The organism is Anaerosporobacter faecicola, assembly GCF_012070565.1.
In the GTDB taxonomy this organism is placed as follows: Bacteria; Bacillota; Clostridia; order Lachnospirales; family Lachnospiraceae; genus Anaerosporobacter; species Anaerosporobacter faecicola.
Genome location: NZ_JAAQRO010000001.1, coordinates 73,240 through 87,990, shown reverse-complemented (window position 1 = coordinate 87,990; position 14,751 = coordinate 73,240). Strand labels below are relative to the sequence as shown.

At 36.9% G+C, this 14,751-nt stretch carries 10 protein-coding genes; 1 reads left to right on the top strand and 9 read right to left on the bottom strand.

Translation table 11 applies throughout. From position 1 onward, the window contains the following. Positions 1–135: 135 nt before the first annotated feature. The 3 genes from HBB17_RS00320 to HBB17_RS00310 form a co-directional block, all read right to left on the bottom strand. Positions 136–1,005 carry a hypothetical protein gene (locus tag HBB17_RS00320; RefSeq protein ID WP_167954712.1) on the bottom strand — a complete coding sequence of 290 codons (870 nt, stop codon included), beginning with the start codon at positions 1,003–1,005 and terminating at the stop codon, positions 136–138. Positions 1,006–1,603: 598 nt separating this feature from the next. Further along, positions 1,604–2,539: a magnesium transporter CorA family protein gene (locus HBB17_RS00315; RefSeq protein ID WP_167954710.1), complete on the bottom strand. Its 936-nt coding sequence runs from the start codon at positions 2,537–2,539 to the stop codon at positions 1,604–1,606. 555 nt (positions 2,540–3,094) lie between these two features. After that, the gene (locus HBB17_RS00310; protein ID WP_167954708.1) at positions 3,095–3,511 is read right to left on the bottom strand and encodes a LysM peptidoglycan-binding domain-containing protein; all 417 of its coding nucleotides are present in this window, start codon (positions 3,509–3,511) and stop codon (positions 3,095–3,097) included. A 396-nt stretch (positions 3,512–3,907) separates the two neighbouring features. Between HBB17_RS00310 and HBB17_RS00305 the strand changes: the two genes are divergently transcribed. Further along, positions 3,908–8,137 carry a 2-hydroxyacyl-CoA dehydratase gene (locus HBB17_RS00305; RefSeq protein WP_167954706.1) on the top strand — a complete coding sequence of 1,410 codons (4,230 nt, stop codon included), beginning with the start codon at positions 3,908–3,910 and terminating at the stop codon, positions 8,135–8,137. Between the two features lie 226 nt (positions 8,138–8,363). Here HBB17_RS00305 and HBB17_RS00300 read toward each other — a convergent pair whose 3' ends face one another. The 6 genes from HBB17_RS00300 to HBB17_RS00275 form a co-directional block, all read right to left on the bottom strand. Further along, the gene (locus HBB17_RS00300) at positions 8,364–9,041 is read right to left on the bottom strand and encodes a uracil-DNA glycosylase (RefSeq protein WP_167954704.1); all 678 of its coding nucleotides are present in this window, start codon (positions 9,039–9,041) and stop codon (positions 8,364–8,366) included. Positions 9,042–9,174: 133 nt separating this feature from the next. Beyond that, complete coding sequence (gene hisF, locus HBB17_RS00295) at positions 9,175–9,936, bottom strand: imidazole glycerol phosphate synthase subunit HisF (protein ID WP_167954702.1); 762 nt, start codon at positions 9,934–9,936, stop codon at positions 9,175–9,177. Positions 9,937–9,938: 2 nt separating this feature from the next. Continuing rightward, on the bottom strand, positions 9,939–10,553 hold the full coding sequence (gene hisH / locus HBB17_RS00290) for an imidazole glycerol phosphate synthase subunit HisH (protein WP_167954700.1): 615 nt from the start codon (positions 10,551–10,553) through the stop codon (positions 9,939–9,941). A 115-nt stretch (positions 10,554–10,668) separates the two neighbouring features. Beyond that, positions 10,669–12,699, bottom strand: coding sequence for a hypothetical protein (locus tag HBB17_RS00285; RefSeq protein WP_167954698.1), 2,031 nt, complete (start codon positions 12,697–12,699; stop codon positions 10,669–10,671). Positions 12,700–12,821: 122 nt separating this feature from the next. After that, on the bottom strand, positions 12,822–13,652 hold the full coding sequence (locus tag HBB17_RS00280) for a hypothetical protein (RefSeq protein WP_167954696.1): 831 nt from the start codon (positions 13,650–13,652) through the stop codon (positions 12,822–12,824). A 188-nt stretch (positions 13,653–13,840) separates the two neighbouring features. Continuing rightward, a complete protein-coding gene (locus HBB17_RS00275; protein ID WP_167954694.1) occupies positions 13,841–14,740 on the bottom strand; it encodes a chemotaxis protein in 900 nt (299 codons plus the stop codon). Between the last annotated feature and the right edge of the window lie 11 nt (positions 14,741–14,751).

The following is a 14,751-nucleotide window of genomic DNA, read 5'->3' as shown; positions in this document are numbered from 1 at the left end:
TTTTTACCATCCTATTCTAATTACATATATAATCACTACGCACACGAAACATGTTCATGTACCTAGGTTCTTACAATATTAGTTATTTATTCATCTTCTCTCTTGTTTGAAATCTGTTTTCCATTCCTATACGTGTTACTTTTTCACATGTGTATGGGTAAAGAGATGTTCCATACAGTATTCATAATTTCCATCACATTTGGAACAGAAACGGAATTCCAGATTTTCATCATCTTCCTCTGTTCTGCCACAGACTGCGCATTTATGTCTTGTAATCGTTTTAGAACGATTCACTTGCTTATGATATGCTTTACGGCGTCTTTGTGCCGCTGGTGAGATTCTCTTATAATTTCTTGTTGTAAAAAAGAAAATAATAAAGTTCAATAAAGCAACAATGATTGCAACTGCCATTGCCAAGTATGCATTTCTAAGGTAAACCAATGGGGTTGCAAATGCATAACGAATGTAGCGAATAATATCATAGCCAATAATTGCTGCATAGATATATGCCAAGTGTTTTACCTTAACCGGTAAGACAAAAAACAGTAAGAACTGTATATTTGGATAAATTGCTGCAAAGGCAAAGAACATGGAACGATTAATATAGGTAAGTCCCATTGGGTAAGCAACACCTAAGATAAAATACAAAATAAAAGCAGCAACTACATTAAATAAAATACCAGATATATAATACAGATTAAAACGAAAAGCACCCCAGGCATTTTCCAAATTACGACCGATCATATAATATAAGTACATCTCGATTGCAAAGAAGAAGATTCCAAAGCTTCCAGTCATATCAGCAGGATAAATAATAAAGGTAACTAATCTCCATACCTGTCCTTTTAATACTTTTCCCACATCTAAACTTAGATACGCATTATAGAAATAAGGGTTGATCAAGTATAAAAATGCACCTAATACATACAGCACGATAATGTATTTCATTAGATCTTGTATTGCGTATCGACCAAATTTTCTTTCTAACTTATTTATGAATTTCATCTCTAACACACCTCTTTATTTAAATTAACTGATTTGTACAACTTAGGACTAGCATAACGAAGTTTCCTATTTAAGTCAATATAATTTAAAATTTTCACAGATTTTTGAGAATTCTTTTATTTTTTCGTACACTCTCGCGCTTATAACAGCTTCAAAGTACACGTTGTTCGCCGAGCACAGTCAGCTTTAGCTGACATCTACCTCTTGTGCGAGTGCGCCTGCCCCGGAGGGTTCTATAATAGGAAAGTCGGAGGACTTTCCTATTATGGTTCGGGTGTCAAAAGCCCTTAGTCAAACTTTCTTTCGTTAATTTGCACAAACAGTAGCTAATCTCATGTAATACAGGACATAGTTTGATGAGCGACTGTATGAAGTCGTTGGTACTTTGGCTCTGTACTTTAGAGCCTTATGTACCACTACGAACTTCATCCAAGCGAGAGCGTGTTGCGAGTGAACTATGTCCTGTATTACATGTTAGACAAACTTAAAAGTGCAAATTGACGGACCTCAAAGTAAATAAGGGCTTTTGACACCCAAACCCTATTATAGAAAAAAAGTTGTCATATCCAATTCCATATGACAACTCTACTTTCATCACTTAGAATAAGTCCTTCTTTGCTAATACAAATGCAACCAAAGCAGTTAAAGCAAATGCGCCTGCCGTTACGATATAAAAACCATATTTTGCTGTTCCACCTGGAATATTCACAAAATTCATTCCAAAAAAGCTTGCAATCATTGTCGGTATGGATAAGACAATGGTTACTGTTGCAAGAAACTTCATTACAATATTCAAGTTGTTGGAGATAACAGATGCAAATGCATCCATCGTCCCACTTAAGATTCCACTATAGATATTTGCCATCTCTATCGCCTGTTTATTTTCGATAATAACATCCTCTAGTAAATCTGTATCTTCCGGATATTGCTTAATATTCTCTGTCTTCAGTAATTTCTCCAATACAACTTCGTTTGCACGTAATGATGTTGTAAAGTAAACAAGGCTTTTTTCTAATTCCAGTAGTTCAATTAATTCTCTATTTTTTGTAGATACATGTAATTTTTTCTCTACTTCTTCACTCTTTCGATCAATGACGCGAAGATGTTGCAGATATGCACTTGCATTCTTATAAAGAATCTGTAAGATAAATCTCGTTTTCTTAAATGTGAAAAAATCTCGTACTCTTCCATCAATGAATCCTCTCAGAATTGGAGTTTCTTCCAAACATATTGTGATAATTGCTCCCTCTGCTAAGATGATTGCCAAAGGAATGGTAACATAACGATCCTTGTTGTTTCTTTCCTCCAATGTTGGAATATCAACTAAGATTAAGGTATACTTGTCTTCTACCTCTATTCTAGAACGCTCCTCTTCGTCCAAAGGAGCACGTAGATCGTTAATATCTACATCATAATATTCGGATACCCGTAGTAATTCCGTTGCCGTTGGATTCGTCAATGGGATCCAGCAACCTTCCTCAAATTCATTAATTTGCCGAAATCCATCTTCGTATGTCTTATATATTTCTATCATTGTACGCTCCGTTCTACATTCTTAAGAACACAGACGACAGCTTACAATTTGCCTGTAATTAGAAACTGTTATCTATGTATCCTAAGAAATATGTGGTTTTTATTTTGTTTTGAGGTCCTTTAATACAACGAATGCAATCTGTCATTCGCCGATAACTACTCGGTCCAGCTTCCATCTAACCCACATCCTTTCTTATGTCTCATAACAGTTTTTCAATTCATCTATATCTAAATCCTCATACATTATATGGTGTAATACTACCTTTTGTCAAACTATTTAGGCACAAATTATTTACCATTATATTCTATGTAAAACATATCTAATTTTTCGGTTCTAATTTTTTATGTGATGCTTTTTTTTCAATTACTGGAACAAAGTGTACTTCGTACGCTTCAGCTGACTTCTACATCATGTGCGAGTGCGCATACCCCGTAGGGTTTCTATAAAAGGAATGTCGGAGGACTTGCCTTTTATAGAAAATAAGCTGGTGAGTGTATAATATCTCACCAGCTTATAAAAAAATAATGTATTGCATTATCGTTTACTCTGTTACACCTACTCTTCTTCTTCTCTTGAACGACGATCAGGAATATTGATTGTCATACCTGGTTTTAAGAGGAGCATAGCTGCGTTATTGTTTTCCATAAAATCTTCAAGCGTCATATCGAATTTGTCCAGTATATCCTTCAACGATTCTGCATCCTTAATGATATACGTAATCATGTGCATGACAGTATCATTAGGAATCATTGGTGTTACAGGTCGATTTCCCGTCCCTATATTGCCGATTCCGCCCATATTCGTTACAGGAACACAGATTTCATCACCAATCTGAAGATTGTATACATCAGCATACGGATTTGCACGCATAATAGAAGCCAATGGAACATTGTATTTTTTACTAATGGTATACAACGAGTCCCCTTTCTTGATTACATGTACAATCCCATTACAATTATCAAAGTTCTTCATACATTCTATCCTTTCCTATTATATATGTTCAAACTATTTCTACCTTATTAATATATTCGTAATCATAACAGAATGTGTCTTTTTTTCATCGTTTCCATTCCTATCTTTGTCCCACAGGACGACAAACCATTTATATACTCTCTTTATCACAGTACTGTTATAAACGAAATAAGTTGAAGATTTTCATAGTTTGTCGTATAATAGTCATGATTATTTGAATTTTCGTCATATAGGTCTAGAAAGTCTCCTACTTAAGAGGCTGTATGCTTATATGACATTCGTACATGACATCTAACTTTCTAAACCATAAGGTTTCTTATAACTTCCCAGTGAAGTTGATCGATTGATGATTCGTAGTATGAACATATTAAGGAGGGACAGCGCAAGCTGGTTACAATGAACAATTTAACGTATACATTAGGTATTGATATCGGATCAACTACTGTTAAAATTGCAGTACTTGACGATCAACATACGATTTTATTTTCCGATTATGAACGACATTATGCAAATATCCAAGAGACTTTACATACTCTTTTACAAAAAGCATATGAAAAAGTTGGCAACTGCTCCATCGCTCCCGTTATCACAGGGTCCGGTGGACTTACCTTGTCTAAGCATCTTGATGTTCCATTTATTCAGGAGGTTGTAGCTGTATCAACCGCTCTACAAAATTATGCTCCACAAACTGATGTTGCCATTGAGCTTGGCGGAGAAGATGCCAAGATTATATATTTCACCAATGGAATTGATCAAAGAATGAATGGAATCTGTGCAGGTGGTACCGGATCCTTTATCGATCAGATGGCCACTCTTTTGAAAACAGATGCTCCCGGTCTGAATGAATATGCTAAAAATTACAAAGCAATCTATCCAATTGCAGCACGTTGTGGCGTATTCGCAAAATCTGACATCCAGCCTTTGATCAATGAAGGCGCAACGAAAGAAGATTTATCTGCTTCTATCTTCCAAGCTGTTGTCAATCAAACAATCAGCGGACTAGCTTGTGGTAAACCGATTCGTGGAAATGTAGCATTTCTTGGTGGACCGCTTCATTTCTTAACCGAATTAAAAAAAGCTTTCATTCGTACCTTGCATCTCACACCTGAGACAACCATTGCTCCAGATAATTCTCATTTATTTGCTGCTATTGGTTCTGCATTAAGTAGCAAATTCGAAGGCATGACTACAATGGAAGACATGTTACAGAAATTATCTTCTAAGATTCAAATGGAATTTGAAGTATCTCGTATGGATCCCCTCTTTGCTTCTAAAGAAGATTACGATGCTTTTACAACAAGACATGCAAAACATACGGTTATGAAAGCCGATCTTGCAACTTACGAAGGAGATTGCTTCCTTGGTATTGATGCTGGTTCAACCACTACCAAAGTGGCTTTAGTTGGCGAAGATGGATCTCTTCTTTACTCCTTCTATAGTAACAATAACGGTAGTCCACTTAAAACTACAATTAAAGCCATAAAAGAAATCTACAGCATCTTACCTGATAGTGCTAAGATCGTACGTTCCTGCTCTACAGGTTACGGGGAAGCGCTGATCAAAGCTGCTTTGTTACTTGATGAAGGTGAAGTAGAAACGGTTTCCCATTACTATGCTGCAGCATTCTTCGAACCAACCGTAGACTGTATCATCGATATCGGTGGTCAAGATATGAAATGCATTAAGATCAAGAATGGTACCGTTGACAGTGTTCAACTTAATGAAGCTTGTTCTTCTGGTTGTGGCTCATTTATTGAAACATTTGCAAAATCATTGAATTATGAAGTAGCAGATTTTGCAAAAGTTGCTTTATTCGCGAAACACCCAATTGATCTTGGTTCTAGATGTACTGTTTTCATGAATTCCAAAGTAAAACAGGCACAAAAAGAAGGTGCCGGTGTTGATGACATCTCTGCTGGTTTAGCTTATTCGGTAATAAAGAATGCCATTTATAAAGTAATCAAATTAGCGGACCCAAAAGATCTTGGTGAAAATGTTGTTGTTCAAGGTGGTACCTTCTACAATGATGCTGTTTTACGAAGCTTTGAGAATATCTTAGGACGAGATGCCGTTCGCCCTGATATTGCCGGTATCATGGGAGCTTTTGGTGCAGCTCTTGTTGCAAGGGAACACTATACCCCTGGTATCGAATCTACCATGCTTACTATTGAAAAAATCAATGAACTGAAATTTGAAACTTCTATGGCACGTTGTAAAGGTTGTACAAATAGCTGTTTATTAACAATCAATCGTTTCTCTGGCGGTAGACAATTTATTTCAGGAAATCGTTGTGAACGTGGAATTGGTAAAGCAAAGAATAAAGATAATATTCCAAATCTATTTGAGTATAAATTAAAGAGAATGTTTCAATATTCTCCTTTGGAACAAGATAAAGCATACCGTGGAACCGTTGGTATTCCACGAGTTCTGAACCAGTACGAGAATTATCCATTCTGGTTTACATTCTTTACCGAACTTGGATATCGTGTGATCCTATCACCCGAATCCAACCGTAAGATCTATGAACTTGGCATCGAATCCATTCCTAGTGAATCGGAATGTTATCCTGCCAAATTAGCCCATGGTCATGTTATGTGGTTGATCAAACAAGGAATTGACTATATCTTCTATCCATGTGTATTTTATGAACGAGATGAAATTCCAGGTGCAAATAACCATTTCAATTGTCCAATTGTTACCTCTTATGGAGAAAACATTAAGAACAATGTGGATGAATTAGCTGGAAACACCATTCAATATCAGAATCCATTCCTTGCATTTACAAACGAAGAAGTCTTAACCAAACGCTTGGTAGAAGTATTCGTTGAAAGCAATCAAATTCCAGCTGCTGAAATTAAAGCTGCTGCACATCTTGCTTGGACTGAGTTGATTCAAGCAAAGAAAGATATCGAGAAAAAAGGGGAGGAAACCATTGCTTACCTTAAAGAAACAGGTCGCAAAGGAATTGTACTTGCGGGACGTCCTTACCATATCGATCCCGAGATCAATCATGGTATTCCAGAATTAATTACCTCTTATGGTGTTGCTGTACTTACTGAAGATAGTGTCAGCCATCTAGGTAAAGTCGATCGACCACTGATCGTAATGGATCAATGGATGTATCACTCCAGATTATATGCTGCTGCTTCATACGTTAAAACAATGCCAAATCTGGAATTAATACAACTAAACTCTTTCGGTTGTGGACTTGATGCCGTTACCACGGATCAGGTTAGCGATATTCTTATGGACGCTGGTAAAATCTATACCGTTCTTAAGATTGACGAAGTCAACAATTTAGGTGCAGCAAGAATACGTATTCGTTCCCTTCTGTCTGCTGTTCGTGACCGTGAGAAGAAACATATAGAAATCAAAGAAACCTCTACTGCGTATGAACGTGTCCTATTTACAGAGCAGATGAGACAGGAATACACCTTACTTTGCCCACAGATGTCACCAATTCATTTTGATTTTGTTCAGGCTGCCCTACGTTCCGTTGGCTATAATGCTGTTGTTTTGGATAATGACAACAAAACAGCCGTTGATGTAGGTCTGAAGTACGTTAATAACGATGCTTGTTACCCTTCCTTAATGGTAGTTGGGCAAATTATGGAAGCTCTTCTATCTGGCAAATATGATTTGAATAAAGTTGGTGTCGTAATCACGCAAACTGGTGGTGGTTGTCGTGCTACGAACTATATCAGTTTCATACGTAGAGCGCTTCGTAAAGCTGGTATGGAACATATCCCTGTTGTTTCCATCAATACCGTAGGTCTTGAAAAGAATCCAGGATTCAAGTTCACGCCTGCTGCTGTAAACCGCGCACTACAGGCACTTGTATATGGAGATGTCCTTATGCGAGTACTCTACAAAACTAGACCTTATGAAGCAGAAGCAGGTTCTGCAAATGCTCTATACCAAAAGTGGAAAGAACGTTGTATTATATCCGTTCAGAATGGTAAACAGAGTGAATACAAGAAAAACTTACGTGGAATCATTCATGATTTTGATGAGTTACCATTATTAGATATTCAAAAGCCTAGAGTTGGTATTGTTGGGGAAATCCTTGTTAAATTCTTACCTGCTGCTAATAATTATCTTGTTGAACTATTAGAAGCAGAAGGTGCAGAGGCTGTTATGCCCGATTTACTTGATTTCTTCCTCTATTGTTCCTACAATGCGAATTACAAGTCTCGCTATCTAGGAAGACCAAAGAAGGAAGCATATATGAACAACCTAGGTATATGGTTTATTGAACGCTATCGTACCGAAATGAAAAAGCTATTGCGAGAAAGCAAACGTTTTGAACCTCCAAAATCAATTCAGGAAATTGCTGCTCTTGCAGAGCAATACGTATCTACTGGTAACCAAACTGGTGAAGGTTGGTTCTTAACTGGTGAAATGATCGAATTGATTCATTCTGATGTAAAGAATATCGTTTGTACGCAGCCATTTGCCTGCTTACCAAATCACGTAGTTGGAAAAGGTGTTATTAAAGTTCTTCGACAGAATTTCCCTGATTCCAACATCGTAGCTGTTGACTATGATCCAGGCGCCAGCGAAGTAAATCAGTTAAATCGTATTAAATTAATGCTTTCAACTGCAAATAAAAATCTAAACAACTAAAAAGAATCTCCGATCACCACCGTTTTTTTCATTCGTTTACGGTGGTAATCGGAGATTTCTCTTTATTCTTCTGCTTCCCTATTCTCTTCTATTTATAACAAAGTGTGCTTCGACACGCTCTCATTAATAACAACTTCCAAATACACTTTGACTCCGCGCCGAGCACAGTCAGCTTTAGCTGACATCACCCTTATGTGCCAGTGCGAATCCCCCAGAGAGTTTAAACCTATATATTTTCAATCTGCCAATCTATCGGTTCTATCCCGTTTGCTTGTAAGAACGCATTGGCTTGTGAAAATGGCTTGCTTCCAAAGAATCCTCGGTATGCTGACAATGGACTTGGATGAGGTGCTTCAAGAATCAAGTGTTTTGGATTCGTTAACATCTTCTTTTTCGACTGCGCTGGTCGTCCCCATAAGAAATACACGATTGGTCTATCCTGTGCATTCACTGCCTGTATTACAGCATCCGTAAATTGCTCCCAGCCCCTTCCCTGATGAGAATTCGCTTGATGGGCACGAACGGTAAGTACCGTATTAAGCAATAAAACTCCTTGATCCGCCCATTTTTTCAGATAACCATTATTGGGTATATAGCACCCACAATCATCCTGCATCTCTTTATATATATTCTGTAAAGAAGGTGGAATCTCTTTTTGTTCTGGCAAAACGGAGAAGGAAAGACCATGTGCTTGATTCACGTTATGATATGGATCTTGTCCTAGCAACAGTACTTTCACTTTACTAAGTGGTGTAAAATGAAATGCATTAAATATATCTTCAGCAGGTGGGTAAATAACATGTGTCATATATTCTTCTCTTACAAATTGATAGAGCTCTTTATAATACGATTTATGAAATTCATTGTTTAATGGATTCAACCAATCATTTGTAATCATCGACATAACTATTCTCCTTTAGGGTACCATTCTTGATCTTTATGTATCCATGAATAACTCTATTCATATTAGCATCCCATGAATCGCTTGTCAAATAACCATATCATTTGATATAGATTGATCCTCCATTCCTTCCTACTTAAAGTCGAACACTTACAGATCGATCACGCAAATACTGTTTCACCTCATTGATCTCTAGTTCTTTATAGTGGAATAAGGATGCTGCTAATGCTGCATCTGCTTTTCCTTCTGTTAAAGCATCATAAAAATGTTCCTTCGTTCCTGCTCCTCCTGATGCGATAACAGGAATAGATACATTCTCAGAAACCATCTTTGTCAGTTCAATATCATATCCATTCTTTGTTCCATCACAATCCATACTTGTCAATAGGATTTCTCCTGCTCCAAGAGCATTTGCTTTCATTGCCCACTCCACAGCATCAATTCCCATATCCACACGACCGCCATTCTTATAGATATTCCAGCCACTCCCATCTGCACGTCTCTTTGCATCAATGGCTACAACTACGCACTGGCTGCCGAACTTCAACGCAGCTTCTGAAATTAAGGTAGGATTTTGAATTGCCGCTGAATTCACTGCAACTTTATCAGCGCCTTCACGAAGAATACCTTTAAAATCATCTACTGTACGAATTCCTCCACCAACTGTAAATGGTATGAACACAGTCTCTGCTACTCGGCGTACCATATCAATCTTAATTGTTCTTGCATCACTTGACGCCGTTATATCAAGAAAAACCAGCTCATCTGCTCCTGCTTTTCCATATGCATAACCAACTTCAACTGGATCACCAGCATCTCGTAGATTCACAAAATTAATCCCTTTTACAACTCTTCCATTATGTACATCCAAACAAGGAATGATTCTTTTTGTAAACATGGCTACTCCCTTCCAATCTCAGCAAAATTCTTCAGTATTTTTAGACCAACCTCTCCACTTTTCTCTGGGTGGAACTGGCATGCAAATATATTATCCTTTTCAACAGCTACATCTAATGCCGTGCTATATTGGGTTGTCGCTGCAACTTCTTCTACATTCTTTGCTTTAAGATAATAAGAATGAACAAAATAAACATAAGATTCTGGATCCAATCCTTTTAGTAACTTGGATTCTTTCGTAAAGTGTAAGGAATTCCAACCGATATGTGGTATTTTCAACCCTTCTTTGTCAGGAATTCGTATGATTTTACCTTCTAAAATGGATAACCCCGGTACCCCTTTCGTTTCATCACTTTCTTCAAAAAGGAGTTGTAATCCCAAACATATTCCTAAAAGCGGAATTTTTCTAGCGACAACCTCCTTAATTGTATCAACCAATTGGTACCGATGCAGTTTTTCCATAGCATCTCCAAATGCTCCAACACCAGGTAGGATTACTTTATCTGCATGAAGAATCTCTTCACGATCTCTTGTAATCTTGGCATCTTCCCCTATGTATAGCAAAGCTTTCTCAACACTTTTTAAATTACCCGCATCATAATCTATAATTGCAATCATGACATGTCTCCTCTCTTACTTCTTTGTGGTAGCGCATTAAATTGTCCAGGTAGACAAATGTGGCAAGACGAATGGAATTTCTCGTTCATCTTGCCACCCTTAGCATATCATACCATTATTTCTTCTTGTCCGCAACTAGCTTTTCAGCAATTGCAATCACCTTATCGCTATATTCTGCTTGATCTTCAATATCAGCAATCTTCTTCGCTTCTTCTTCATCAAGAGAAAACTTCTCATCTAATTCCTGGATAATCTGTGATTTTACATATTGTAAATCCGATTTTACACCTAATTCACTTGCTTGTTCTAGATATACATCATACTTAATTAAACCATTCAATAATGAGTTCAGAGCTTCCGCATAATATTGGATTGCATAATAATTATTATAGGAATCAAACTCCTTATTTACATACATTACTGTCTTAATCTTATCAGCAAGTTCCTGGTCGGATTTCTTTACATCCACTCCGCTAATCTTATCATAAGCTTTCGTATACTTTTTCCTTGCAAAGAAATCTTCTGCTTGACGAATGCTTGCAGAATAAGAAAATGTCTTCGTACCAAATACAACAAACACACCAACGAGTGCAAATGCAACTAACACAACTGCTGCACCTTTCTTATTGATCTTACTGTGATCGCTCTCTTCTTCTTCCGCTAATTTTTCTTTTTCAGCTTTTTTTGCTGCTTTTGCTGCATCTTTCGTCTTCTTTGCTTCCGCTTTTGCAGCTTTCTTTGTCACCGCTGCTGCAGCTTTTTGTTCTTTCTTCGCAGCTTTCTTTGCTACCTTTGCTTCTTGTAATTCTTTTTCTTTTTGAAACTCTTTTTCTGTTTCTTCATCATCTATATTTTCAAATAAACTCTTGAAGAATCCTTTTTTCTCACCTGTTACAGGGTCAATATTCTTCTTTGCTTTCTTACTTGCTTTTTTCTTTTTATTCGCTGATCCACCATCAGGAGGATTTTCTCCTTCTTCCCCGTCTGAGCCATAATTTGATACTGTTCCTAAGACATCAGCAAATATATCTGCTACATTTGCATTATCTCGATCATCGGTATCGTCGATATCCTCAATTCCATTGAAGATATCATGAAATCCTGGTACTCCATAATCATCTGCTGGATTATCACCATCACCTGTATGTACAGCAGTTTGTGAAGTATCAGCCACTTGTTTTGGTTCTTCTTCGTGGAAAGAATCAATAGAAAATGGTTCTTCTTCCTCCGTAATCGAAGCTTCCTGCTCTGTTGAAAGAGAATCAAGAGACATTGGCTCTTCCTCTTCCTGACTCAAAGAATCCAAAGACATCGGCTCTTCCTCTTCCTGACTCAACGAATCCAAAGACATCGGCTCTTCCTCTTCCTGACTCAACGAATCCAAAGACATCGGTTCTTTCTCTTCCTGACTCAACGAATCCAAAGACATCGGTTCTTCCTCTTCCTGGATTAAAGAATCCAAAGACATTGGTTCTTCCTCTTCCTGGGTCAAAGAATCCAAAGACATTGGTTCTTCCTCTTCCTGGATTAAAGAATCCAAAGACATTGGTTCTTCCTCTTCCTGGATTAAGGAATCCAAAGACATTGGTTCTTCCTCTTCTTGGATTAAGGAATCCAAAGACATTGGTTCTTCCTCTTCTTGGGATAAGGAATCCAAGGATAATGGTTCTTCCCCTTCCTGGGTTAAGGAATCTATGGATAATGGTTCTTCCTCTTCTTGAGTCAAAGCATCTAGAGGCATTGATTCCTCTTCCTGTTGTAAGGAATCCAAAGATGCTGCTTCTTCCTTCCCATTGAATGAATCAAGAAATACGGCACTTTCACCCACTCCTGTTTGATCAACGCTACTTGCATCTTGCTTCGTATATTGATCAAGCAGTTCATTGGCTATGTTATCTAACTGACTGGATATCTCATCCCCGTCTTCTTTATACTCATTAATTGGATCAATTATCATATCATCTGCTGATACATAACTCTCGTTATCATTATTCGGATAACTAGTATGGGAATGCATAACTGAATTAAGTAATTCTTCTAATTCATCATCGCTTTTAATCAAATCCACGTCATCAAGTGCTTTACAATCTTCACACATTTCTTCCGTATCTGCGATTTCTGCACCGCAAACTTTACATTTGCCCATCTATCCACCTCCAAACTAGTATTTACTTTCTTATATTACCACATAAGTCTATATTTAACAACTAAAACGAAGAAGAATTATTTTGAAAAATGTTGATAAAACAGTAAATTTCGCATGTTTTGTTACTTATTTACTAGTTCAAGAAATTCTTCTGCAGACATAGGAACAGGAACTCCTTTACCATGAATTTCTTCTGACAGTTGTGGAAAAGTCTTATTCACACGAACAAGTAATGCTTTATTATTGATGTATGCATTTTTCTCAAAAGGCCACCGAATCAACGATGGTAATGTAAAGTTTACGTCAAGTTCTAATAAAACCAATTTACGGTTGAGAGTTCTTGCTATCCATTGCATATATGCTTGCCACTGAGGAAGATATCCTTCTTCTACGTATGTTTCCACCTGACTTCGTACGTTGAAAGTTAGTCTTTCCTTACATGTTTCGCATAATGGCATATATTCCTGAATACTTCTTCCCATTTGTAATTCCGGAAGTATCTCTGGTAAGCGTTTTACAAAGTCTGCTACATAAGATTCATTTTCTTCGATCTTATGTGTACAAGATTTGGAACATTGAAACAATCCTTCATTCCCACATGGCATAACAATCTTCTTCTCGTCGAAACCTGCCTGTAAAAGATACTGGGATGTGTTCATGGATAAGATGAAATAATTTTTCTCTTTTATCGTTTCATAAAGTTGTTGGTAAACTGGTAATGTATGATTTTTCTGATACCAACTTTTTAAGATGGCATCGATCCATTCAACTGCTTCTTTCTCCTGTACTTTTTCTGCTAAAGTCTCTTTGCTTGTTATTCCCATTTTACTTACTGGTTCATAGTACTGTTCTTCTAAATTAGTCAGATTCTTCTCTAGGTCAAATCCACATCCTACCAGTACGTAATCTGCTTCTTGTAGCTTTTCTTTTATTAATTCTATTTGGTTACTCATATAAACCTCGCTTAATTTTTATAAAATCTTATTTGCATTATCCAACAAGTGTACAATGACAAAATTGTATATAATTATACCATCGCATCGTAATTTCGTACATGTATTAATTAACACAAGTAGAGCATTCGATAACAATATAAAGAAAAGGTGATGCAAGTAATTATCGCAACACCTTTTTCTCCAACTTAATAGATTAATCGATCCACTGCTCCAACAAGCTTACCAATCTCCGGTTTTGTCAATTGTTCATCTGCTCCAAGCATTTGACCTTTTCTTCTCATCTCATCATTGATCAAAGAAGAGAAAATAATAACAGGAACACGTTTCAAATCATCATCGTCCTTAATTAATTTGGTTAAACGATGTCCATCCATCTGTGGCATCTCAATATCTGTAATAACACAATGTACATTTTCATCAATTGTTCCATTCTTTTTATACTCACATAATTGATCCCACGCTGCTTTACCATCTTTGAATCGTTTTACATTCGTATAGCCTGCTTTTGTTAAACTATCATATATTAATTTACCTAGCAAAGCTGAATCCTCTGCCATAATAATTGGAGAATTGTTGCGTTCTCGATCTTCCAGTTGTTTAATATCAGAAACACGCAATCCTGTTTCAGGATTAATATCAGAAACAATTTTTTCAAAATCTAGAATAACAATTAATCGTTTATCAATCTTAATAATTCCTGTTGCAACGCCTGATCCTGCGGAATTAACCGTATCATCCGGTTTGATGATGTCCGCCCACGATACACGATGAATTCCAACTACACCATGAACATGAAATGCAATATTTAATTTGTTAAAGTTTGTAACAATGTACATATCCTTCGATTTATCCACAGATGGTGCCAAATTTAAGTTCTTGGCCAAATCAATGATAGATATGATTTCTTCGCGTGGCATAAAAATTCCTTCAACACAAGGATGTGCATTTGGAATTGGTGTTGGTTCCTGATAAGATAAGATTTCTTTAATCTTTGCAACATTAATACCATAGTAATTTGAACCAACCTTAAATTCAAGGATTTCAAGTTCATTCGTTCCACTTTCCAATAATATACCAGTCTCCATAATCTATCCTC